Raw genomic sequence first — 24,698 nt, 5'->3', positions numbered from 1 at the left:
TAATCCATAATAAATACCTATATCACCATTAAGATGGGACTTGCATCATAATTAAGTTGTATTGGCAGTTTTATTCAATTGCAATTTTTTTATGATTTACAAGGAGACATCGCAATGGGTGAACCGAAAAAGTTCCCAATCAATAAAGTTACATTTTTTAAAGATCGTTCATAATTTATGTTAGGAGAGGAGTAAGATTATGAGCGACAATTATTCGACGTCTCCTTTAGATCAAATTACTCAAAAAAAAATTGCGTCCTCCTTTGATAAACCTTTGGTAATGTCGAATGCTTGTGACCCATTGGTAAGTGTCGTAAATTCTTCAAAAGAACCCTTGAATTTTGGAATCTCTCTTTTTTCTCCGGTTAGTTCCTTGCCGGGAAGTTCTTCTCTCTTTTTCCTTCAACCATTATTAACGGGAAAAGTATTTGCATCACTTGGTATTCTAATTGCTGCTCAGCTTTTTCTATTTTTAGGTAATCGTTTGTTTGGACTAGAATTAAGCACAATTAAACCTGGTACAGTTATCTCTCCGGAGCAAACTGTTCGAATGTCAGTCAGCGATTTGCAAGATTTTTTAGCGTCTGTGTCTAGTAGTAATATTCAACCTTCAGTGGTTCAATCTTTAAATAGTCAATCAACGAGCTTACCAACTGATATATCTTCCGGGACTACAGAAACACCTGAAGCCCCAGTTATTTTCGCTTTGGCAGTTTGGGGGGATTTTGTAGCTAATCCTTATGGCCCTACTGTTTTTATATTACTACCGGTTGTAACGTTTCCAGGATTGCGCGGAGCGTTACCGATGCTTATTTTAGAATTACTAGCAACAATTTTTGTCCGGGCTGTGGTACCTCCCCAAACTACGGGAGCCAAGCCTTTACCAGAATCCTCTTCCACTAAGCCAACTCTTTTGCAATTTACCCCGGAGAGTTTAGTGAACTTATTAAACCGTTTTAGTAAACATTTTTAGTTTTGTGTTTATAACCATTTAAAGTATAATGTATTAGTTGCTGGATTTATCTTTTCTTTTGGAAAGGGTTTATCTATAATAATAAATAGATATCCTAAACGTTTATGATTTTTAAACAGATTGATTATTCCTTATTGAATATAGTAAACCTTCCATGATTTTATTAACGGAGCGTAGATTATATATGAATGTAGCTTTTTTTCTTATACCTAAGAAGGATATAGTCTATTTAAAAGAAAATGCGACAATGCGCCAAGCATTGGAAAGGATGGAGTATCATAGTTATTCGGCGGTCCCTCTTATCAATAATGATGGAAAATATATCGGAACCATCACTGAAGGAGATTTGCTTTGGAAGCTAAAAAATACTCCTGGTTTAACCTTTCATAATACGGAAGACATTCATTTAAGTGAAGTGGAACAACATGTTCAAAATTTGCCTGTAACTATTGATGCCCAAATAGAGGATTTGATTTCTCGAGCAGTCGTACAAAATTTTGTTCCTGTTGTTGATGACCAACAAACGTTCATTGGAATTGTGCGGCGACGCGAGATGATCGAATATTGCTCTCAGTTATTGCTCCAACGAAAGGTGGAGTAACCGGTTAGCAGATAGTATTTAATACGTGTTCATACGACATATCTGAGTAAGGCCACGGTTATCGTGGCTTTTTGTTTCAAATTATTCCCATGACATTGTCTCTTTAGACATTGAACTTCGATGAAAAAAATGCAAATTATAGGATGAGTACGGGAGAGAAAAGTGTTTGCAATCTGAAAGACAGATTTTTCAATCACAAATTGAGATGCTAAACTTAGTATATAAACCAATCTTGCAACAGCGTTTAGGTATCCAAATAACGTAAAAATATAAGGAGGTTATGGCAAACCAGAGTTAAGGAATTGAATATAAACGGAAATAACATAAAGAAATTTCTTTAAGATACTTTAAAATCTGGATGTTAGTCATATAATAATAAGGCAATTTTAGAGGGAGAGGGGGCTGGAAAAAATGCCAACGCGTCAAAAATTTGATCAAGATCTGGAAGATTTGCGCCTAAATATCCTTGATCTAGGGAAGATGGTGGATGAACGAATTGGCTTAGCGGTAAAGTCTTTAATTGATCAAGACTTAGATTTAGCCAATACTATAATAACCGGCGATTCCGTAGTTAATGATCTGCAAGCAGTTATTGAAGAAAACTGTATTCGTTTGATTGCGACCCAACAACCGTTTGCCCGTGATTTGCGTAAAGTTGTGGCAGGTTTAAAAATTTCTATATATCTGGAAAGAATGGGCGATTTGTCTGTTGATCTGGCAAAGTTAACCCACAGAATAGGTCAAGAATCATTGATCAAGCCGTTAATAGATATTCCTCTAATGAGTGATACGGTAAAAGAAATGCTTGAACTTGGCCTTAAAGCCTATGTCCAAGAAGACTGCGACGCTGCAGCTTCTATGGCTATAATGGATGATGATGTGGATAAAATATATTCTCGAGTTTTTGAAGAGTTAAAAGTTATTATGATGACAAAACCTCATCAGGTTCAGCAAGCTAATTACCTGCTTTTTGCCTGCAGGTTTTTAGAACGACTGGGAGATTATTGTACTAATGTCTCAGAGGAAATTGTCTATCTCTGTTCCGGAAAACGAGTTAATTTGAATGATTAGCATCCAAGAGCAGAACAAGGGAGAACATAGAAGAACGAATCGAGCAAATTAAAAAAATTTTAGGATGGAGATAAATCTCCATCCTTTTGTACTATTAGAAAGCGAATTCACGATTGTCGAATAAGTCCTGAAATTCTAAGATAAATTATTGAAATATTAATGGGAGATTGTGATTAAAACCACATCAACAAACACATTAATCTGTTAAACTATCAGCGGATCGGGTAAAGATAAACTTTAACACTTACTTTTCTCTGGAGGGAAATCTCATGCAGCAAAATGTGCAGCAGAATGGGTTTCAGCTAGAACATTGCCGGCCGAATTGTCCTAAATCTGCTTGTAATTGGCAAAATCTTTATGAAACAATGGTGAACAAACTTAATGACATAAATCTTATCCAAGCGCTTTCTCAAAAAATAAACCCTATTCACTATCATCATATACCGAAAATTAGTATATCTGGCTGCCCCAATGGGTGCTCACAGCCAGATATAAAGGATTTTGGCATATCCGGGTATGTTGTTCCCCAAATTACTCAAAAACAGTGTGCAGAGTGTAATGCTTGTGTCAGTGCATGCTTAGAGAAGGCAATAAAAAGGATTAACCGGGAAATTATTATTAATTGGTCAAGCTGTATTTCATGCGGAGATTGCCTAAGAGTTTGTCCGACGGGTACTCTGTCCGTCGGTCAACAGGGATGGACCATAAGTTATGGCGGGCGGGTTGGACGTCACCCACAATTTGCTAAGTTGGCCGGTCAGGTCAAAAACGATGAAGAGGTAGTGTCTTGGATTTCCGAAGCATTGCAGCAATACATCGCTCAGGGACATCAGCAAGAGCGATTAACCCATTTCTTGGAATCTATTGATCTTGCTCTGAAGAAGAATGAGAACGCGCAGAGCGGTCATGTATCCACTGGCTTAATTTCTGAGGATCAGAAACTGTGATGTTTTTTTTCTCAATTTCTATTAAATTCGAATCCTTCAATTCACTCAAAATACGACTGACGGATTCTCTGGCCAAACTGCACATTCCGGCAAGTTCCGTGGCTGATAAAGGGATCGTAATCAATATTCCCTTGGGGGTCTGCTGACCATGAACATGGGCCAGGGCATAGAGTTTGGCACCTAAACGTAAGCGAGCATCACCGATGGATAAATTTCTGATTTGTCTATAGGAACGACGCAAATCCAATGCTAACATTTTATAAAAACCCCAAAGAGAAGAAGGGTTCCTTTCAATGAAGTGTATTAGAGTATCACGATTTAAAGCTAAAACTTCTGTTTCTTCCATCGAAAGTGCGGCATGAGGATATGGCCTTCCGTCTAAAACGATTTCGGGAAAGAAAACCGGGGGGCTTAAAACGCGAATGATTTTTTCATTGAATTCTCCCATTAAATATAACCTGATTCTTCCGGATAAAAGAAAATATAGGGTATTTCCTTCGTCACCGGGAAAATAAAGATATTGTTTAGGACCATAAAGCCGCGTACGACCGTGGGTAAGGCAAAAATCGATAAAGTTATCAGGCATGGCAGCAATGGGTGTATCTGTTAATCGTTCTTTTATTTGCGCTTGGTTTAACACGTCATACCTCCTCTTAGGAATTAATCTAAAATAATAGTTTCGTTATCAATAGTATCATTATAGCCTAAAAAGAATCATAAATTATAGCCTTAAGAGAATCATAATATAGAATAGAATTTCATAAGATAGTCAATCTATTAAAGCTCGTAAGTGATAATTTTTGATGTTCGGATAAGTCTCGGTTTCTTGGAAAAACTATAACGGGTCATAATTTTTGCTAAAAGGGAGGATGAATATGGGCACGCGCAAAAAAGTTTCACGTCCCAAATCTCCTGTTACCAAATCTGATCCCCATTATACCGAATATGATACTCAAAAAGAACGAAATATTCAAAGATCAATACCCAATAACGGTTAACAAGATTGAGGAGTGTGTAGATGCACTCCTCAATCTTGTTTTAGTGGACCAATTTGTTCATTAAACATATTTGAGAAATCAGGCTCTTTCTGAGATAGGCTTCAAACCATGGCAGAAGGATTTCCCTTGATCTTTGTCGAATAAGATTGACAATACAGAAATTTCAGGGGGGTTCTCAACGATGCTGGAGGAACAGCCTGGCACAATTCCAATAGAAAAAATACTCGATAATACTAGTAATGCGATAATTGCTATTAATTTAGAAGGTCAAATAATATATGCTAATAGGGCTGTCTATAATATTTTACAAACTCCGGATCGGGACCTTGTTGGGCAATCGATTACAACATATTTCCCTGGAACAGGGCTGTTGAGAGTATTTGAAAAGGGAATCGCTGAGTTGGGTCAGCAGTTGACCATGAACAATAAGGTTTTATTAAGTAATCGCACTCCTATTTACATTCATGGTGAATTGGTGGGCGCTGTTGCAGTTTTTCAAGATATTACAGTTCTCCAAAATCTAATTGACAACATGGTAATTGAACATGAAAAAACGAAACAACTTCAGCGCACTCTTGAAGTCGTTCTAAATACTGCTTACGATGGCTTAATTGTTGTGAATGAAAAGGGAACCGTAACAATGACAAATCAAGCTTTCGCCAATTTCTTTAATAAATCCCCTGTGGAAATGATTGGAAAACATATTCAAGACATTTATGAAAATCCAAAATTTACGGACGTATTAATAACGGGGCAACCTGTTCATGGATATATTCATGATTTAAATGGTCATGAAATTATAGCCAGCAGGATTCCTATTACGCAAGAGGGTAAAATAGTCGGTGCTTTGGGAAAAGTTGTATTTAAGGATGTTAATGAACTTTATGCTTTAACCAAAAAGGTGAATTCTTTACGCTCGGAACTTGATTACTATAAGAAAACTATTTTAGAAAAAAATTTTTCTGCCTTGGAGCTTTTAAAGGGGAAAAACCCCCGCATGGTTTCCTTAGTTCAGATAGCACTTAGAGTTGCTAAATCCGAGTCGACCGTACTTTTAAGAGGCGAAAGCGGCACTGGAAAAGAATTGTTTGCCCAATTGCTTCATATGGAAAGTCTAAACAAAGATGGCCCTTTTATAAAAGTTAATTGTGCGGCTGTGCCAGGGAATCTTCTTGAATCGGAATTGTTTGGGTATGAGGAAGGGGCTTTTACGGGTGCCCGCAAAGGAGGCAAAATCGGAAAATTTGAACTGGCTGATGGCGGTACCCTGTTCTTGGATGAGATCGGGGATATGGAAATGGCTATGCAGGTAAAATTGCTGCGTGTTCTTCAAGAACGTGAAATTGAACGTCTGGGCAGCAATAAGCCTCGAAAAATCCATGTTCGACTCGTAGCAGCGACGAATCGCGATCTGGAAACAATGATACGGGAAAAACAATTTCGTGAAGACTTATATTATCGTTTAAATGTGGTAACGTTAACGATTCCTCCCCTTAGAGACAGGATCGAAGATTTAGATGCTCTGATTGATACATTTATAAAGAAGTTTAATTTGCAGTTTGCTCAATCTGTTACAAGTATTTCTGAAGAAACAAGAAATGTCTTCTTAAATTATCGCTGGCCTGGGAATGTCCGAGAACTTGAGAACATTATTGAGAGGGCCTTTAATATGCTTGATGGCTCGGAGGTTCAATTGAAACATTTACCAAATTATCTGCAGATCTTGGCGGGCAATGAAACTCGCCATTTTTCGGGTGGATCACTGGAGAGCATCTTAGATGCCGTTGAAAAAGAAGCCTTGATTTATGCGTTGGATGCTGTAAACGGGAATAAAGTACAAGCCGCTAAAAGTCTAGGACTATCACGAGCAGGCTTGTACAAAAAATTAATTAAACATGATCTTCATAAATAATTTGAATCGACAAAATATTTTCCCTAATAATGTCGCATTTTAGACTTAATGATCTGAATATTTAAAACAAATATGTAAACGAATGTAGACATGTCTATCATTGTAAACATTGTTGAATATTTGGCAATAAATCATAAAAGCATTACTAGGTTTTGAGAATGTGTCAACAAAAGTTTACAGTTAAAATTACAACTAACGATTATTATTTTATTGCTAACAATTGGAAGGCTTGTCAGCATTGAGGTTCAAGATTCTGAATCTATTGAATAGTAAAATGGCACAGAAATTGCAATAAGATTCATGCGATTCGGTAATCACCCATTTCTGCGGAATCGTAAAAATTTTAATAGAAAAAAGGAGGAGCATGTGTGAAAACTATCATGGTTATTGGGGCAGGACAAATGGGTGGCGGGATCGCCCAAGTTGCAGCTCAAGCAGGTTATTCAGTTATTCTAAATGACATTAAGGAAGAATTTGTTAATCGCGGTCTTGGAATCATTGAGAAAAACTTAAAACGATCTGTTGAAAAAGGTAAGCTAATGGCGGAAGAAAAAGATGGGATTTTGAGCCGAATCACAAAATCAACGTCTTTACAAGACGCAGCTTCAGCAGATTTGGTTATTGAAGCTGCAGTAGAAAATATGGCCATCAAGGTACAAATATTTTCTCAGCTTGATGTTATTTGCCCTGAACATACGATTCTTGCGACAAATACATCATCTCTCCCGATCACTGAAGTCGCCGCCTGCACCAAGCGTCCAGAGAAAGTGATAGGGATGCACTTCATGAATCCTGTTCCGGTAATGAAACTTGTCGAGGTTATTCGTGGTTTAGCAACTAGTAATGAGGTTTATAGCACTATCGAAGACCTTAGTATAAAAATGGGTAAAACACCGGTAGAGGTCAATGATGCTCCCGGATTTGTTGCTAACCGTATTTTGATTCCCATGCTCAATGAAGCTATTTTTACACTTAATGAAGGGATTGCAACGGTTGAAGCTATTGATAACGTTATGAAGCTGGGAATGAACCACCCCATGGGTCCTTTGGCATTAGCTGATTTGATTGGTTTGGATACTGTCTTGTCAATCATGGAAGTTCTTCATGAAGGACTTGGAGATAAATATCGTCCATGCCCATTACTTCGCAAATATGTCAAAGCAGGTTGGCTGGGACGGAAGACTGGCCGGGGCTTCTACCAATATGAGTCGTAATCATAAGGCCGTCTAACGGGCTAATACAAGTCTTGAGGGATATCTGCTCTTTATGAGTAGGAATATTTTTCGATTTGTAACAACGAGGAGGTCAAAGCGTGGAGTACACAAATCTTTTACTTCAACATCAAGGTAATATTGCCGTTCTAACGATCAATCGACCAAAAGCTTTAAATGCCTTAAACAGCGAAACCTTGTCGGAACTGTCCGCCGCACTTGATGAACTGGGGAGAGATTCCAGTGTCAAGGCAGTCATTGTCACAGGCAGCGGTGAAAAGGCATTTATCGCCGGAGCGGATATTTCGCAAATGAAAGACTTTTCTCCTTTAGAAGGCCGCCGTTTTGCTCAGTTGGGTCATGCAACTTTCCGCAAACTTGAACTTTTGCCTCAACCGGTAATTGCCGCTGTTAATGGTTTTGCCTTGGGTGGAGGATGTGAATTAGCGATGGCTTGCGACATCCGTATCGCCAGTGAAAATGCTAAATTTGGGCAACCGGAAGTGACTTTAGGACTTACTGCCGGATTCGGAGGTACTCAACGATTGCCGCGTCTGGTGGGTACAGGACTTGCTAGCGAATTATTGTTTACGGGCGATATTATTGATGCTCAGGAAGCTTACCGTATAGGACTCGTCAATAAAGTTTATCCTTTAGAGTCTCTTATGGAAGAAGCGCAGAAACTGGCCCAACGGATTGCCGGACGAGCCCCTGTGGCCGTTCAGTTAACAAAGAGCGCCATTCAAAGAGGAATTAATTTAGATTTAGACAGTGCCCAAGCTTATGAAGCAGAAGTTTTCGGTTTAACCATGAGTACTTCGGACAAAACAGAGGGTTGTACAGCATTTGTGGAAAAAAGAAAACCAAACTTTGAAGGACATTAATAATTAAAAAATTTGGAGGTTGAATATTATGAATTTTGATTTAACTGAAGACCACGTTATGATGCGGAAAATGGTACGTGATTTTGCGGAAAAGGAATGCGCACCGGGGGCTGAACATCGTGATGAAACTGAAGAATTCTCTGTAGAAATTTGGAAAAAAGCAGGGGAACTTGGCCTTGCCGGTATCACTTTCCCTGAAGAGTACGGCGGTGTAGGTGCTGACTATATTTCCTATGCCATCGCTGTTGAGGAGCTTTCCCGGGTTGATGCCTCAGTAGGTGTTACGATTTCTGCCCACTCCAGTCTTTGTGCCAACCCCATATATAAATTTGGTACAGAAGCTCAAAAGAAAAAATATCTTGTACCTTTGGCTACAGGCGAAAAACTTGGTGCCTTTGGTTTAACTGAACCCATGGCTGGTTCCGATGCTTCGGGAACAAGAACGACAGCAGTTCGTCAAGGTGACGAATATATCATAAATGGCAGCAAAATCTTTATTACTAATGGCTATTATGCCGATACTTATGTTGTCACTGCTCAAATGGATAAGAGCAAAGGAAATCGCGGAATTGCTGCTTTTATTCTTGAAAAGGGAATGCCGGGTTTCTCTTTTGGTAAAAAAGAGAAGAAGATGGGAATCCGTTCTTCAGCAACCTATGAGTTAGTGTTTGAAGATGTTCATGTACCTGCTGAAAATCTCCTGGGTGAAGAAGGCCAAGGATTTAAAATTGCGATGCAGACCCTTGATTTCGGTCGAATCGGAATTGCTTCCCAAGCTTTAGGAATTGCTCAAGGAGCTTATGAACAATGCATGAAGTATGTTAAAGAACGTGTACAATTCGGCAAACCCATTGCAGAGTTCCAAAACACCCAATTTAAACTTGCTGATATGGCAACACAAATCGAAGCTGCTCGCTTGCTCGTTTACAAAGCTTGCAAAATGGCGGATGCTCATGTATCGGTTTCCAAGCTTTCAGCAATGGCTAAAATGTTTGCTTCCGAAACTGCAATGGCTGTAACCACCATGGGTGTTCAACTCCACGGCGGATATGGTTATACACGCGAGTATCCCGCTGAGCGTATGATGCGCGATGCCAAAATCACCGAAATTTATGAAGGAACGAATGAGATTCAACGTGTAGTTATTAGCAGCCATATCCTTAAAGGATAATATACTAGTCCTTCAATATTCGAATATTGGTGTAGGAGATGACTAAATGAAAGACGTTGTTATCGTTAGCGCAGTTCGTACCCCAGTGGGTTCTTTTGGCGGCGCTTTAGGACAAGTTCCTGCCGCTGAACTTGGGGCGATCGTTATTAAAGAGGCAATGAAGAGGGCTGGAATTACCCCTGATCAAGTTGACGAGGTCATTTTAGGCAACGTACTGCAAGGCGGATTAGGACAAAATCCTGCTCGCCAAGCCGCAATGAAAGCTGGGATTCCCCAAGAAGTTCCTTCATGGACTCTTAATAAAGTTTGTGGTTCAGGTATAAAATCTGTCGTTTGTGCAGCTCAAGCAATTATCGCCGGAGACGCAGATACAGTTATTGCTGGTGGAATGGAGAGTATGTCACTTGCTCCCTATGTTCTTCCTAAAGCACGAACAGGCTATCGAATGGGAAATGCAAATGTCGTAGATCTTATGATTAATGATGGTTTAACAGATGCATTTCATAATATTCACATGGGAATTACGGCCGAAAATATAGCTGAGCAATTTGGTATTTCACGCGAAGAACAGGATCATTATGCCGTATCGAGTCAAAACCGCGCGGAAGAGGCAATCAAAGCCGGGAAGTTTAATGAAGAGATTGTACCTGTAAGCATTCCTCAGCGTAAGGGAGACCCAGTTGTATTTTCCCAGGATGAATTCCCTCGCTTCGGAGCAACCTATGAGTCTGTAGCTAAATTGCGCGGCGCCTTTAAAAAGGAAGGGACTGTAACCGCTGGAAACGCATCAGGCATCAATGATGGTGCAGCAGCAGTTGTCGTTATGTCCAAGGAGAAGGCCTTAGAACTGGGACTAACCCCCATAGCAACCATTAAATCTTGGGGTTCGGCTGGGGTAGACCCGCGCATAATGGGCACAGGTCCGATTCCTGCGACGCGGAAAGCCTTAGAAAAGTGCGGCTTGAAAATAGAGGATATTGACCTTGTTGAAGCCAACGAGGCATTTGCATCTCAAACTTTAGAGGTAGCAAAAGAATTAAACTTGAATATGGATATAACCAATGTCAATGGTGGAGCCATAGCCTTGGGGCATCCTGTGGGAGCTTCGGGGACAAGAATTTTAGTGACCTTACTTCACGAAATGAAACGCAGAAATTCAAAACGCGGTTTAGCGACCCTTTGTATCGGCGGCGGTCAAGGGATTGCTTTAATTGTAGAACGTTAGGAACAATTACCAACACGAATTTTAACGCCAGAGGTTACCACAACTAATCAAAATATATAAAACGGCTTGTTAACAACTTACCATTGTTACAAGCCGTTTTATTTTCTTATTTAATTGGAAACTTGTAAATAAAAACTTGCAAACAATGGTTTGCAAGTTTTTATTATGTTTAGGGAATCCTAATCATACAAACAAAAAAATGTGTAAATAAACATTTTATCTAGCAGGAATTTGTTCATTTGCACAGAATTATTGTTAATATGTTAACAGATTATCTAACCAATGAACGTTGGAGCATTAAGAGGAGGTAAAAACAAATGAGTTTACGAGTGGCTATTAATGGGTTCGGTCGGATTGGCAGATTAACACTTCGTGCTGCCCTCAAACAGCAATCACTGCCTTTTGAGGTTGTCGCTATCAATGACCTGGGAAGTCCGGCTTTATTAGCCCATTTATTTAAGTATGACTCTAATCATGGGATTATTCCTAATTCAGTGGACCTTGATGGAAATACTATGATTATTGATGGAAAACGCATTGAAATTTTAGCTGAAAGAAATCCTTTAGATTTGCCATGGGCAAAGCTCGGTGTTGATATTGTCATTGAATCAACAGGACGTTTTACAAAACGAGATGCTGCGGCTCAACATCTTACTGCAGGGGCTAAAAAAGTAGTTATCTCCGCGCCAGCAAAAAATGAAGATATAACAATCGTTTTAGGTGTTAATGAGGAAAAATACGATCCCCAAAATCATCATATTATCTCTAATGCTTCATGCACCACCAACTGTCTTGCCCCGGTAGCCAAAGTATTACTCAACGCTTTTGGAATCGAGCAAGGAATGATGACAACCACTCACTCAGTAACAAATGATCAGAGGATTTTAGATTTAGAACATTCCGATTGGCGCAGATCGAGAGCAGCCTATCAATCCATGATTCCAACAACAACAGGAGCCGCTAAAGCGGTAACTCTTGTTCTTCCCGAATTGGAAGGTAAAATGAATGGGCTTGCTGTTCGAGTACCAACCCCTAATGTTTCCTTGGTAGATTTTGTCGCTAATTTGAGTAAGCCGACAACGAAAGAAGATGTTAATGCAGCTTTGCGCCAAGCCGCAAATAATGAGTTAAAGGGTATTCTTGATTACACAGATCTCCCCCTCGTCTCGCGTGATTTCAATGGAAACCCGGCAAGCTCGATTGTCGATGGCTTATCAACAATGATGATGGGGGATCGAATGGTCAAAGTGTTATCTTGGTATGACAATGAATGGGGCTATTCCAACCGTGTTGTCGATTTGGTTAAACTGATTGTTGCGAAAGGTCTGTAATCAGGAGGAAATAAATAATGAGAAGGACTAAAATTGTCTGCACGATAGGCCCGGCAAGTGAATCCAGAGAAAATGTTCAAGCTCTTTTAGCTGCGGGGATGGATGTAGCACGATTAAATTTCTCCCATGGAACCCATGAGGAACATGGACGACGAATTGCGGTTTTAAAAGAAGAAGCAGCTAAAATCGGCAAGCATTTAGGAATTCTTCTCGATACAAAAGGTCCGGAAATTCGTACGGGAATGGTTCCAAATGAGGGAATTAGACTAGAAAATGGCATGAGCTTTACACTTGATACGGATCTCAGCCTGGGGAATCAAGAACGGGTAGGTATTACTCATAACACTTTGTGGCAAAGTGTTAATTCTGGGACCCATGTTTTAATAGATGATGGTCAACTTGATCTCGAGGTAAGTTCGGTAGAACAAGAAAAAATCCGGACCATCGTCCGTAACGGCGGGATTCTAAAATCTCAAAAAGGTGTTAATGTTCCCGGTATCCATGTCGATTTACCGGCAGTAACCGAAAAAGATATTGATGACATCCGCTTTGGCGTTTCGCAAGGAATTGATTTCATTGCGGCATCCTTCACCCAAAAGGCTGTGGATATTTTGGATGTGCGCAGAATTGTCGAAGAAATGGGTGCGGAAGTTCATATTATTGCTAAAATAGAAAGCCAAGAGGGCATCACGAACTTAGATTCAATCTTAGAAGTTGCAGATGGATTAATGGTTGCCCGTGGAGACTTAGGGGTTGAAATCCCCGTCGAGGAAGTTCCTATTTGTCAAAAAGAAATGATCTCTAAATGTAACCTCATGGGGAAACCGGTAATCGTAGCTACCCAAATGCTGGACTCAATGATTCGGCAGCCTCGGCCAACGCGTGCAGAGGCCAGTGATGTTGCTAATGCTATTTGGGACGGAACTGATGCCATTATGTTATCGGGTGAAACAGCTGCAGGGCAATTTCCGATCCAGGCTGTGCAGATGATGGATAAGATTGCGCGACGCACAGAAAAGACATTTTTGGAAAGTCAGGCTAAGCGCCATCCACAGTTAAATGTTGCTGAAGCAATAAGTTATGCAACGTATAATATTGCCAAGGATCTTGATGCCGCAGCTATTCTGACGCCAACGCATTCAGGCTTGACGGCGAAAATGATTTCAAAATATCGTCCTAAAGCTCTGATAGTTGCGGCTGCACCATTTGCTGCCACCGCAAGAAAGCTGTCACTCCAATGGGGGGTCCAACCTCTTGTAGTCCCTGAAAGTTCGGGAACTGACCAAATGCTGTCTGTAGCTGTGAATAGTGCCCTAGCCATGAATTATATTTCCTCGGGAGACGTCGTGGTTATTACAGCGGGTGTACCAATCGGCAAAGTTGGTTCTACCAATATGATTAAGGTCCAGATTATAGGGAACATTCTCTCTAAAGGAACCGGCATTGGGCGAAAATCATATTCTGGTTTGGCGCAAAAAATTAAAAATCCTGCTCAGGATAATTTCAATCAAGGAGACATTTTGATTGCTGAAAGTACTGATGCCAGCTTCGTTCCCCTGATTGCTCGTGCAGGCGCACTTGTAGTTCGAGAAGGCGGATTAACTTCCCATGCGGCCATTGCAGCTTTGCAGTATGGAATACCTGCAATTGTTGGCGCAGGAGAGGCCTTTTCAAAAGTAACGAATGGGCAGCTGGTGACCGTTGATGCACTTACAGGTATCTTATACGAAGGTTCAGTGAGCATTCTTTAAACAACTTCAATAACAGAGAGGAGGGAGATCGTGAGTTCTGAAAGGCAGGATGAAATTCAGTGGTTACTCCAAGAGCATGGCAATTTAACTGTCACCGAATTGGCGAAGCGGTTTAATGTTTCGGAAATGACAATTCGACGAGACCTTAAAAACCTGGCCGCTCTGGGTCTGATTCAGCGCGAACATGGACGAGCGATCTATCCTCCAGTTCTACCAACGGAAATTTTGATGATGAGTATGGGAGAATCGGAGCGTGAGAAGGCTAGGATCGGACATTTAGCCGCAACTCTAATTGCCGAAGGGGATTCGGTTATATTAGATGCTGGAACTACAACGCTGGGTGTAGCTCAAGCTTTAACGACTAGATGCACCGTGATAACTAATTCAATATCCATTGCAGGTGTTTTAGGAAATCGAAATGAGATTACCGTTTTACTAACTGGAGGGGAAGTTCAGGGTAAAAACTTTGCTCTTGTTGGACCAATGACACGATCTGTCCTGAAAGGTTTTAATGCCGATAAATTATTTTTGGGAGCAACGGGTGTTGCCATTGAACGAGGTTTATCAACTGCTAATATGCTTGAATCAGAAGTTAAACAAGAAATGCTTAAAGTGGCTAAAGAGGTCATCCTTGTCGCGCACAGTGCAAAGATTGGCCAGATCTATTTTCATACTTTTGCGCGCTGGGACAGTATTCATACGTTAGTAACTGATTCCGGTCTGGAGGAAGCAACTAGGGATAAATTAATTTCTATGGGAGTTAAGGTCCTTCTTGCCTAATTTTCCTCATAATATTTGCAGTTCTTTAATTATAGACAGTGGCAAAATCTTTAGTAAACACAAAAAATTCCGCACTAACATTAAGTTTGTGCGGAATTTTTTAAGGGAACAAGGCGGGAATGGGTCCCCATACCTTCAGTGGGGTAAAGTCCCCCCACCGAAGCCACGGCTTTAGCTGAAGGAGTTCACTTCGGAAGATTCAAAGAGTCTTTTTCATTAATGTGCCGCTTAAAACTTGATAAGTCGTGAGCAAAATTACCGGTATTGGTCATTTGGTCATCAATAGTATCTTTATCCATCGTACTTTGTGAACGAGAATTTAAGACATCAATCATTCCCGCGTTTTGTAATTCAGTGGCAATCTCGAAGAGAGAATCTCGTTTGTCTAAGGGTAATTGATTGACAAAACGATTTATTTTTACAGGTGGGACGAGATTGCGGATTTTAACGCCCCCAAATTTCAGAATTCGTTCCGGCAAAAGGATCCTCCTCCTTTTTAAAACGTTTGAACACAATTAGTATTTGCCAAACGATTTAAAAAATACGCTGAAAAGGTATTTTGAGTTTTTTGTCGAACAAACTAATCTAACAAACTAATTTGGAGAAATTAAAAAACATGCTGCGTTCCTATAATGAACAAACAGCACGTTGACTAGCCTTCAAAAGAGCATTAAAATAATTAACCGAATTTGTTATTCGGTTATTATTATTGGAGGGTTTCATTATCGACAAACTTGACTTTGCTTAAAGTCTCTTTAACTTGGCCCCGGATAAACGACAAATATTCTTGCCGAAGGACTTCTTGTTCCGCCTTTTCCCAATCTTCCAGGCCTTCAGACCTTTGCTTTTTGGAGAGTTCATTAATTCGTTGAATCAAGATGTTAATTGGTGTGCTCAAAAAAAGTTCCCCTTCCATTAGGAATACTGACATCATGATAGTTTATTATAACATGTTGAATACAATAATGACAGATTCATAACTGAGTTAACGATTAAACCAAAAATTTCAGTTGTTCACCAAACTATGTTTATCAAGAACTAGGAAGGTGAAAAATGTAGAAGAAATTTAATTGCTTGAACATGTTTAAGGAGGCGTACAAATGGGATTATCAGGCAAAAGTCGACTGCGAGTTCGTTACGCTGAAACGGACCAAATGGGAATTGTCTATCATGCAAACTATCTTATTTGGTTTGAGGTTGGACGTTCCGAATTTTTTCGGGATTTAAATCTCCCTTATACAAAGTTTGAGGAGCAAGGATTTTCGTTAGCAGTAATAGAGGCCAATTGTCGATACCGAAAACCTGCTCATTATGATGATGAACTGGAAATAATTACGACCATTGAGAAAATTACATCGCGTTCTGTAACGTTTTTATATGAGATATATCGGGATAATACGCTTCTAGCCCAAGGAAAAACAGCCCATCTTTTTATTAATAAAGAGGGCCGGCATACAGATATTCGAAATACCGATTTATGGACTCAGATTCAATTGCTTGTTAAGAAAAACTGACTTGACATTATGACATTTTTTAAGGATTCAGATCTCAGGCGAAACTTGTTTTCTGTTTTGTATTATGGTATTATGTATACATAATTCATAATACAATTGAGAGAAGGGGATTCTATGTTTCTTGTAACATGGATCGAAGGCGAAGAAGTAAACTATCGGTTGGTTAAGAAGCAGGATCTTCCACAATTGATGGCCATTATTGGGCAACACGCAATTATTCAAAATTTGGCATCGTAGTATGTAAGTCCGCGGATCAGATAAACCCACTGATATATTATTATAGACTTAAATGTCCATTGCTTATAAGCATGGACATTTATTTTTTTAAGCGTGCAGGGATAATATTGTCCCACATCGAATTATAATAATTGTATCGTCTTCGTTAGGGAGGTAATATTATGCCCTTCAAAATTCTTGTTGATAGTGCCTCAGACATCCCTTTAGACCGCGCAATTGCCGCCGGTATCGAGACGGTTCCCATGCCGGTTACTATAGATGGCAATACTTATCTTGAAGGAGTTAATCTTAACACTCAGGATTTTTATTCTGAATATCGCCGCTACAAAGAATTGCCGAAAACTTCTCAGCCTAATCCCAATACTCTCCTGGAGCATTATGAACGATGGTTATCTGAGGGCTGCGATGTGGTGGCGATTCATCTTTCATCAGGCCTAAGTTCTACCTTTGCTACTGCTCAAATCATTGCCGAAACAACATCGGCTCCTGAGCGAGTTCATATAATAGATAGCCTGGGAGCTTCCTTTGGCTATGGTTTACTGGCCATTTCTGCTCAACAAATTCTGGCCTCTGCAACGAGCTGGAAGGATGCGGAGGCGGAGATCCTTGATATTCGAGCTAAGATGCGATATATTTTTACATTAGATACCCTGGAGTATTTGGTTAAAGGGGGTAGAGTGAGTAAGACTGCTGGATTTCTGGGTAGCTTACTCGATGTCAAACCAGTTTTACACATGACCTCGGAAGGGAAAATTGAGCCCTTTGCTAAAGTTCGTTCCAGGCGAGCAGCAATCCGTAAGTTGGCCGAGGTGTTAGAAGAGGAAATTGATCATCCGGAAGAACAAATCATCGGTATTTCTCACTCTGCATGTTATGAAGAAGCATTGATTCTTGCACGAGAAATCCGGGAGCGCGTAGCAGTAAAAGATATTTGGATCAGTGATATTGGCTGTGTTGTCGGCAGTCATACAGGGCCGGGCACTCTCGCACTTTTTTATCAGCGTAAAGTATAGCAAGAATAGGAGGCTTCTCTTCCTTGAAATTTATAATGGTTATAATACTGGCGGTATCGATGATAATAAGCAATATAACGGTTACTTATGCTTCGGACAAGCCTTCGAACAATCAATCGTTACCCCAGGTACAAGGCGAGGGTGCTTATTTGATCGATGTTCAATCTGGGCAGACACTGTTTTCTAAAAATCCTGACGAGCAACTGGCCCCTGCCAGTACTACAAAAATCATGACCGGACTATTAGCAATCGAACGGGGAAATTTAAATGATATTGTGACAGCCTCTTCAACGTTACTCAATAGTAAACTTGTTTATGGAACCCAGATTTACTTACAGCCTGGCGAAAAAATGTCACTTCAGGATTTGCTTTACGCGATGTTCTTAAACTCTGCGAATGATGCAGCAGTAACTGTAGCTGAATATATAGGCGGAAACGTCAGTGATTTTGTCGATCTTATGAACCAAAGAGCTCTTGAGATTGGGGCTACCCGGACGCATTTTGTCAATCCCAGCGGTTTAACCGCAGAAGGGCATGTCACTACAGCTCACGATTTGGCCTTAATTGCTCGGGTCGCTTATCAAAACCCAGTATTTGCTCAATATGTGCGAACTAAAACTCATGTTATTTCCAGAGCAAAATCGGATGTTCCAACCCAAATGATGAATGAAAACAAATTGTTATGGCGAGATTCCGATGTCGATGGAATAAAAACAGGTTATACAGCGGCAGCGGAAAACTGTCTCGTAGCCTCGATGACAAGAAATGGCCGTCAATTAATTGGCGTGATTCTTAAATCACCTGGCCGTGAAATTTATACAGATATGCAGGCAATGCTTGATTATGGTTTTACACAATATTCTGATCAGGTTTATAAACCTGCGGGCTCGGTGCTGGGCTCAATAACGGTTAACAATGAAAAGGTTGATTTAAAGCTGGAGCGGCCAATTTATTTAACACAAGGGGTCAATGGTCAAACCTCTCCAGTGTTAAGTTTGAAAATATTGTCTCCTTCGAAGGTCCTAAACTCAGTTGAGGAAGGTCAGGAGATTACTCAAGTACAGGTTTATGATGGCGACACCCTCACAGACACACTTCCACTTAATGCTTCGAAGACTGTCCTGCCTCCAAAAGCTCAAGAGGATCCAAAACCTAATGGCCTGCCTTGGCCTTTAGGTATTATGGGTTTAGGAGTATTTTTGCTGTTTCTCTATCGCTATAAGTTCCTGGCGAAACGCCAGTCGCGCAAACGAATTTTGCTTGCTAGAAGAAGGGAGTCTAGTTAGTGAACCGTGTAACCAAGTCATTTTTAATTCGAAGTTTGAAGTTCATTGCTTTTTGGTTAGTCATTGGTATTTTAATTTACTTAGTGGGGCGCTTTAGTTATCTTTTTTTGCCCTTTATTTTGGCATTTATCATGACTGCAGCCATAAGCCCGCTTAAGAATTTTCTTATCAGAAAAGTCCGTCTTCCCCAAGTTCCAGCGGTACTGACAGCTATGATTGTAGAAATTGGGGGAGTAGGCGTCATAATTACCCTTTTGGTTTTCCGTCTGGTTCGAGAAATTCAAGAAATTTATATTCATTGGCCATTCTATAATCGGTTATTACAACACTTTATAACTCATTGGCTTACGAAATTTGAAGTATATTATCTAAATATTCCGGGTACTGAGGATAGTATAAATAATACTGTTAAAGAATTTGTAAGCAGAGTGCCTAACGTTTTATCAAATGTTTTGACATTTGCTGCAAAAATTCCCGAATTTATTATTATCATAGTCATTGCTTTGGTGGCGACATTTTTTATGTCCAAGGGGAGCAAACGCTATCTAAGTGACTTCGTGAATATATTTCCTCTCGAATGGCGTGAAGAGTTACGAGAATTAGGCTATGACTTTTCGCGTGCTTTTGCGGGATTTGTGCGGGCAGAATTCATTGTCTTTTTGGTTACTCTCTTTTTATCCATTGTTGGCTTGCTGATTATTCATACTAAATTTGCCATCGTTTTAGGAACTATTACAGGGATCTTTGGTATACTTCCCGTGTTAGGGGTGGGAATCATTTTAGCTCCTTGGGCTCTCATTGCTTTCCTCGGCGGGCATAACTTGTTGGCTCTGGAACTTGTTCTTCTCACGATTATTATTACGATTGTCAGACACGTTATCGAACCTAAAATTTTGGGAGATAATGTGGGACTCGATCCCCTTTTTGTTCTTATTAGCATGTACATTGGTTTAGCCTCAACGGGAATTGTCGGCTTGATTTTAGGACCGTTTATTCTCATTGCCTATCATGCACTGAGTAAGGCGGGCGTTTTTCGCAATCTTTAATTTCGCTGAATCGGTTTAGAATAATGAGGTACAGTAATTAGCCATTTAGGAGTTGAATCACTTGAGTAAGGAAAAGAATGTAGTCACTTTAACATATGGCTGTCAAATGTCAGAAAGGGATGCTGAGACTCTGACAGAAATTACACGGCAAGAAGGATATAATAGAACGAATGACCTTGAAAATGCTGACTTAATTATCGTCAATACATGCTGCGTCAGAGAAAGCGCTGAAAATAAAATTTTAGGCAAAATCGGTGATCTCAAAAAACTGAAAGATAATAATCCAAACTTAAAAATCGCGATCAGCGGTTGCATGGTTCAACAACCCGGTGCCTTAGAACGCCTGCAAAAACGTGCTCCCCATGTAGATATCTGGATGGGTACTCACAACTTGCATGAATTTTCCGAGCTGCTGCACCGTTCTGACACCGGAGCAAAAGTCGCTGAAATTTGGCAGGAACCTCATGAAACGAAGGAATCAACACCTCTGGCAGAAAAAGGAAAGCTTCAAGCCAATGTGAATATCATGTACGGTTGTGATAATTTTTGTTCGTATTGTATTGTTCCCCATGTTCGGGGGAGAGAGAGAAGCCGCAAGCCAGATGATATTGTTCAAGAAATTAAGAATCTGGTGGCCAATGGCTGTAAAGAAGTTACTTTACTAGGGCAAAACGTAAATTCCTATGGAAAAGATTTCGTGCCTCCCTATGATTTCGCAGATTTGCTGCAGGAAGTGGATCAAATACCCGATCTTTTGCGTATTCGTTTTATTACCTCTCACCCCAAAGACTTGTCGGATAAATTAATTCAGGCAATCGCCAAGGGAAGTAAATTATGCGAACACGTACATCTGCCGCTTCAATCGGGCAGTAATTCTATTCTAGCTTGTATGAATCGGCAATATACCCGGGAATACTATATGAGTATCGTCGAAAAAATTCGCGAGCTTCTTCCTCAGGCGACACTGACAACTGATATCATTGTTGGCTTTCCTGGCGAAACTGAGGAAGACTTCGAACAAACCCTTGCAATGATTAATTCAGTACATTACAGTCAGGCTTTTACCTTTATGTATTCAAAACGTTCAGGCACACCGGCGGCGAGCATGGAAGATCAGATACCTTTGCAGGTCAAAAAGCAGCGCCTGCAAAAATTGATGAGCCTGCAAAACGAAGAAAGTTATCAACTAAGACAAAGAATGATTGGGAAATGTTATGAGGTTTTGGTTGAAGGACCAAGTAAGAACAATCCTAATCGCCTGACTGGCCGGACGCGTGGAAATATTCTCGTTGTTTTTGATGGCCCCCAGGAAATCATCGGTTCTTTAGTATCTCTGCGAATTCTGGAGGCAGGGTCATGGACCCTCGTAGGCGAACTCGTGGAATCAAAGTGATGTTAAACACTTTTTAACTGTCTAGATGGAGTTAAGCAGGAATTAAGTGGTTTGATGTAGAATGTAACGATTATGGAGGTGTGTATAAGTGACGAATGAAATTATTGAGAAGGCTCAGATTCTAGCAGATGCAATTGCTCGAAGTCCGGAGCTTGCTGAATTGCATAGCAAAGAAGATGCTATGACTGCTGATGAGTCCGCACAAAAACTGATTGCTGAGTTACAGAAAGCTCAGGAACGTTTTATGGAGATGCAGCAAAACAATCAAGAGCTTTCTGAAGAGGATAAAAAAGCGGTTGATGAAATTGAATCTCAGGTAGAGGCTAATCCTGCTATTTCCGAATATATGAAAGCACAGGATGAGTTTACGCAAATGTTGGACAGTGTAAATGCCATCTTGGCAGGCGCTATTGCTAACTCTTCGGATAGTTGTTCCTGTGGAGACAGCAGCTGTTCCAGTTCTGGATGCGGAGGCTGTAGCTGCGGCTAATCCTCAAGAGGAAGACTGAAATTAACTAAGGGAAGAGCTAATCTATAGCTCTTCCCTTTTAAGATTTAGCTGCTGGTGTAAAATGAACTCAAGAGGAGAGTATAAGGGATGACCACCCCGATGATGAAACAATATCAAGGAATAAAGGCAACGGTTCCCGACGCGATACTCTTTTATCGGCTTGGTGATTTTTATGAAATGTTTGGTGAAGATGCTGAATTAGCAGCACCGATCCTGCAAATTGCCTTAACGAGTCGAGATGCGGGGGAAGGCAAACGGATACCTATGTGCGGTGTTCCTTATCATGCAGTTGAGACATATTTAGTAAAACTCGTAAGCACGGGGCATAAAGTTGCCATTTGCGAGCAAGTTGAAGACCCGAAAGCCACGAAGGGTATTGTTAAACGAGAAATCATTCGTATTGTCTCTCCGGGTACTTTAACTGAGTCGATTTCTGAACGCAGCAATCGTTATTTAGCGAGTGTTTTTTTTAATACTCAGTGGGGCTTGTCCTTTTTGGATTTGTCAACGGGAGAATTTGCTATTTTCCAGACCTCGGAAGCCGAGTCTTTGCTCGCCGAGCTTTCCCGCATTAATCCTGCTGAAATTTTGCTGCCGCCTGAACTTGTAAAGAAAGCAAAACTATGGGCCGGATACTACTGCAGTGTTCGGGATCTTAAGGCTTATGAGAGTACGGTATTTAAACAGCGATTCTCTGCTCAGGCTCCTTTGCTTCAAGAATTCCCTGTGGCGGCTTCAGCAGCATCCGCTCTCTGGGACTATTTGCTGGAAACGATGCCGGGTGTTGATCCCTCGCATATTGTCGAGATCAAAACGTATCGCTCAGAGCAATGGATGTTTCTCGATCAGTGGACTCGACGAAACCTTGAACTTACTGAATCCTTAAGAAATCAGGGTAAAAAAGGGACACTCTTATCTGTCCTCGATATGACTCAAACAGCTTTAGGCGGAAGATTACTGAGACATTGGATCGATAAACCCTTGCTCGTGCAAGCTGATATTGAACAACGCTTAAATACTGTTGAAGAGTTAGCACTAGATTCCTTTTTGCGTCAAGATTTAATGAAAATTCTGGCTAAAGTCTATGATTTGGAACGACTAATGGGAAAAGTATCTTATGGAACAGCCAATGCAAAGGACTTATTATCCCTGGCTCAAACCTTAGCCCTTCTTCCGGCAATTCGTGAGATTCTTAACTCAAACACTGCAACTATTTTGAAAAGGAAAATTCCTGTATTGGAGGGACTTGATCCTTTAGTCAATACGCTTTTTAACGCTCTCAATCCTTCTCCGCCCATATCTCTGCGGGATGGAAATATCATTAGAACAGGATATTCCCAAGAGGTGGATGAATTGCGCTCCATTGCAACGGGTGGAAAAGAGTGGGTCGCGGGTCTTGAGAACGCTGAACGTGAAAGGACAGGGATACGATCCCTAAAAATTGGCTATACCAAAGTTTTTGGCTATTATATAGAAATCACACATTCCAATGCCCATCTTGTACCTGAGGCTTATATCAGGAAGCAGACTCTTTCAAATGCGGAACGATTCATAACTCCGGAACTTAAAGAGTATGAAGAAAAAATATTAGGTGCTGAAGAACGATTAAAGGAATTAGAGTTTGAACTTTTCCTGGAGCTTAGAGAAGATGTTCGTTCCTATACTCAGGCTATCCTCAAGGCGGCCGATAGTTTAGCAGAAATCGATGTCTTCGTAAGCTTGGCTGAAGTCGCAGTGCGTAAACGCTACATTCGTCCTCAAATAACAATTGATGGTCAAATTTCAATTTTAGAGGGGCGGCACCCAGTCGTAGAGGATATGTTAGAGGCGGGTGTCTTTGTGCCGAACGATGCGCAGTTGTCCAGGGAGCGTCATTTAGCCATCATTACCGGGCCCAATATGGCAGGAAAGTCTACTTATATGCGACAAGTAGCTCTTATTGTCTTGATGGCACACATTGGGTCCTTTGTGCCCGCCAAACAAGCGACAATTAGTTTAGTTGACCGAATTTTTACCCGGGTAGGGGCGTCAGATGATTTAGCGGCAGGACAAAGCACCTTTATGGTCGAAATGCATGAGGTAGCACATATTTTGAAATATGCTACCAGGAGGAGCTTAATCATTTTAGACGAAATTGGGCGAGGAACGGCTACCTTTGATGGACTGAGCATTGCTTGGGCTGTCGCAGAATACTTAGTCCAACATCCTGATTTTAACCCCAAAACCCTTTTCGCGACACATTATCATGAACTGACCCAACTTGAAGATGATTTTTCTGGTCTTTTCAATCTTCATGTCGGCGTTAAAGAACGCGGAGACGACATTGTCTTTTTACATAAGATATTGCCGGGCCGTGCCGACCGAAGTTATGGTATTCAAGTAGCCCGTTTAGCCGGTCTTCCCCATGAGCTCCTTCAGAGAGCTAAAACCTTACTTTTGGAACTAGAGGCATCTAAATCCGTCCCTGGTCCAATCGATTCTTCTCAAGCTGTAACCCAGTTCTCACTTTTTGATATTGCGCAGACCCATCCTATTTTAGAGGAATTGGCTCAACTGCCATTAGAAGATATGACTTCACGTCAAGCCTTACAATATCTCTTTGATCTAAGGGAACGAATCCAATCAACTTAGTGAACTCGTTCAGTTAAAGCTGTGCAATCCTAGCCATTAACAAATGCTATCGTGCTTAAGGATAAATGATTTTAAGGCAGAAATCACCAATTTTGATGGAACGCTTTATTTCAAGAAAATGGCCTATGATAGGAAAACAAGGGTTCTGCAGGAGCAGAATCATATATGCTTAGAATATCATTATAAATTTTATTTAATGGCTAAAATATCGA

At 40.6% G+C, this 24,698-nt stretch carries 24 protein-coding genes; 21 read left to right on the top strand and 3 right to left on the bottom strand.

The genetic code is table 11. The annotated features are described in order from the left end of the window. The first annotated feature begins 199 nt into the window (after window positions 1-199). The 4 genes from B5Y67_RS17440 (at window position 200) to B5Y67_RS17425 (ending at window position 3,592) form a co-directional block, all read left to right on the top strand. Entirely contained in the window at window positions 200-973 is a 774-nt protein-coding gene (locus tag B5Y67_RS17440) for a hypothetical protein (RefSeq protein ID WP_242976026.1), read from the top strand. Between the two features lie 184 nt (window positions 974-1,157). Next, complete coding sequence (locus B5Y67_RS17435; protein ID WP_088227690.1) at window positions 1,158-1,574, top strand: CBS domain-containing protein; 417 nt, start codon at window positions 1,158-1,160, stop codon at window positions 1,572-1,574. A gap of 411 nt (window positions 1,575-1,985) precedes the next feature. After that, complete coding sequence (phoU, locus tag B5Y67_RS17430) at window positions 1,986-2,645, top strand: phosphate signaling complex protein PhoU (RefSeq protein WP_088227689.1); 660 nt, start codon at window positions 1,986-1,988, stop codon at window positions 2,643-2,645. Between the two features lie 269 nt (window positions 2,646-2,914). Beyond that, the gene (locus tag B5Y67_RS17425) at window positions 2,915-3,592 is read left to right on the top strand and encodes a 4Fe-4S dicluster domain-containing protein (RefSeq protein ID WP_242976025.1); all 678 of its coding nucleotides are present in this window, start codon (window positions 2,915-2,917) and stop codon (window positions 3,590-3,592) included. Here the strand turns inward: B5Y67_RS17425 and B5Y67_RS17420 are convergent. Beyond that, window positions 3,507-4,178 (bottom strand): Crp/Fnr family transcriptional regulator, encoded by a 672-nt coding sequence (locus tag B5Y67_RS17420; protein ID WP_088227928.1) that lies wholly within the window; start codon window positions 4,176-4,178, stop codon window positions 3,507-3,509. The genes B5Y67_RS17425 and B5Y67_RS17420 overlap by 86 nt on opposite strands. 289 nt (window positions 4,179-4,467) lie before the next feature. On the opposite strand from B5Y67_RS17420, the gene B5Y67_RS26255 reads away from it, so the two are divergent. From B5Y67_RS26255 to B5Y67_RS17380, 9 genes are all read left to right on the top strand, one after another. Next, the gene (locus B5Y67_RS26255; protein WP_282432791.1) at window positions 4,468-4,590 is read left to right on the top strand and encodes a hypothetical protein; all 123 of its coding nucleotides are present in this window, start codon (window positions 4,468-4,470) and stop codon (window positions 4,588-4,590) included. Between the two features lie 181 nt (window positions 4,591-4,771). Beyond that, window positions 4,772-6,502 (top strand): sigma 54-interacting transcriptional regulator, encoded by a 1,731-nt coding sequence (locus B5Y67_RS17415; protein ID WP_088227688.1) that lies wholly within the window; start codon window positions 4,772-4,774, stop codon window positions 6,500-6,502. Window positions 6,503-6,870: 368 nt separating this feature from the next. Then, window positions 6,871-7,716 (top strand): 3-hydroxybutyryl-CoA dehydrogenase, encoded by an 846-nt coding sequence (locus B5Y67_RS17410; RefSeq protein ID WP_088227687.1) that lies wholly within the window; start codon window positions 6,871-6,873, stop codon window positions 7,714-7,716. 98 nt (window positions 7,717-7,814) lie between these two features. Beyond that, a complete protein-coding gene (locus tag B5Y67_RS17405; RefSeq protein WP_088227686.1) occupies window positions 7,815-8,597 on the top strand; it encodes a short-chain-enoyl-CoA hydratase in 783 nt (260 codons plus the stop codon). Between the two features lie 28 nt (window positions 8,598-8,625). Next, complete coding sequence (locus B5Y67_RS17400; RefSeq protein WP_088227685.1) at window positions 8,626-9,768, top strand: acyl-CoA dehydrogenase; 1,143 nt, start codon at window positions 8,626-8,628, stop codon at window positions 9,766-9,768. Between the two features lie 46 nt (window positions 9,769-9,814). Beyond that, a complete protein-coding gene (locus tag B5Y67_RS17395) occupies window positions 9,815-10,993 on the top strand; it encodes an acetyl-CoA C-acetyltransferase (RefSeq protein ID WP_088227684.1) in 1,179 nt (392 codons plus the stop codon). Window positions 10,994-11,310: 317 nt separating this feature from the next. Continuing rightward, window positions 11,311-12,324: a type I glyceraldehyde-3-phosphate dehydrogenase gene (gap, locus tag B5Y67_RS17390; protein WP_088227683.1), complete on the top strand. Its 1,014-nt coding sequence runs from the start codon at window positions 11,311-11,313 to the stop codon at window positions 12,322-12,324. 17 nt (window positions 12,325-12,341) lie between these two features. Further along, a complete protein-coding gene (gene pyk / locus B5Y67_RS17385) occupies window positions 12,342-14,075 on the top strand; it encodes a pyruvate kinase (protein WP_088227682.1) in 1,734 nt (577 codons plus the stop codon). Between the two features lie 30 nt (window positions 14,076-14,105). Next, window positions 14,106-14,855: a DeoR/GlpR family DNA-binding transcription regulator gene (locus B5Y67_RS17380; RefSeq protein WP_088227681.1), complete on the top strand. Its 750-nt coding sequence runs from the start codon at window positions 14,106-14,108 to the stop codon at window positions 14,853-14,855. 185 nt (window positions 14,856-15,040) lie between these two features. Here the strand turns inward: B5Y67_RS17380 and B5Y67_RS17375 are convergent, their stop codons facing one another. After that, complete coding sequence (locus B5Y67_RS17375; RefSeq protein ID WP_088227680.1) at window positions 15,041-15,334, bottom strand: hypothetical protein; 294 nt, start codon at window positions 15,332-15,334, stop codon at window positions 15,041-15,043. 227 nt (window positions 15,335-15,561) lie between these two features. Then, window positions 15,562-15,753: a DUF896 domain-containing protein gene (locus B5Y67_RS17370; protein ID WP_242976024.1), complete on the bottom strand. Its 192-nt coding sequence runs from the start codon at window positions 15,751-15,753 to the stop codon at window positions 15,562-15,564. Window positions 15,754-15,955: 202 nt separating this feature from the next. On the opposite strand from B5Y67_RS17370, the gene B5Y67_RS17365 reads away from it, so the two are divergent. The 8 genes from B5Y67_RS17365 (at window position 15,956) to mutS (ending at window position 24,486) form a co-directional block, all read left to right on the top strand. Next, a complete protein-coding gene (locus B5Y67_RS17365) occupies window positions 15,956-16,369 on the top strand; it encodes a thioesterase family protein (RefSeq protein WP_088227678.1) in 414 nt (137 codons plus the stop codon). Window positions 16,370-16,483: 114 nt separating this feature from the next. Continuing rightward, window positions 16,484-16,606, top strand: a complete 123-nt coding sequence (locus tag B5Y67_RS26250; protein ID WP_282432790.1) for a hypothetical protein — start codon at window positions 16,484-16,486, stop codon at window positions 16,604-16,606. Between the two features lie 161 nt (window positions 16,607-16,767). Continuing rightward, the gene (locus B5Y67_RS17360; RefSeq protein WP_088227677.1) at window positions 16,768-17,619 is read left to right on the top strand and encodes a DegV family protein; all 852 of its coding nucleotides are present in this window, start codon (window positions 16,768-16,770) and stop codon (window positions 17,617-17,619) included. A 23-nt stretch (window positions 17,620-17,642) separates the two neighbouring features. Then, the gene (locus B5Y67_RS17355) at window positions 17,643-18,905 is read left to right on the top strand and encodes a D-alanyl-D-alanine carboxypeptidase family protein (RefSeq protein ID WP_242976023.1); all 1,263 of its coding nucleotides are present in this window, start codon (window positions 17,643-17,645) and stop codon (window positions 18,903-18,905) included. After that, window positions 18,905-19,951 carry a sporulation integral membrane protein YtvI gene (gene ytvI / locus B5Y67_RS17350; protein ID WP_088227676.1) on the top strand — a complete coding sequence of 349 codons (1,047 nt, stop codon included), beginning with the start codon at window positions 18,905-18,907 and terminating at the stop codon, window positions 19,949-19,951. Before B5Y67_RS17355 ends, ytvI begins: the two co-directional genes overlap by 1 nt. A gap of 61 nt (window positions 19,952-20,012) precedes the next feature. Continuing rightward, window positions 20,013-21,344, top strand: coding sequence for a tRNA (N6-isopentenyl adenosine(37)-C2)-methylthiotransferase MiaB (gene miaB / locus B5Y67_RS17345; protein ID WP_088227675.1), 1,332 nt, complete (start codon window positions 20,013-20,015; stop codon window positions 21,342-21,344). Between the two features lie 88 nt (window positions 21,345-21,432). Further along, entirely contained in the window at window positions 21,433-21,834 is a 402-nt protein-coding gene (locus B5Y67_RS17340) for a YlbF family regulator (RefSeq protein WP_088227674.1), read from the top strand. 108 nt (window positions 21,835-21,942) lie between these two features. After that, entirely contained in the window at window positions 21,943-24,486 is a 2,544-nt protein-coding gene (mutS, locus tag B5Y67_RS17335; RefSeq protein WP_088227673.1) for a DNA mismatch repair protein MutS, read from the top strand. Window positions 24,487-24,698 lie beyond the last annotated feature (212 nt).

This window comes from Desulfosporosinus sp. FKB, assembly GCF_002196705.1.
Lineage (GTDB): Bacteria > Bacillota > Desulfitobacteriia > Desulfitobacteriales > Desulfitobacteriaceae > Desulfosporosinus.
This window is presented reverse-complemented; position numbering and strand designations above follow the sequence as displayed.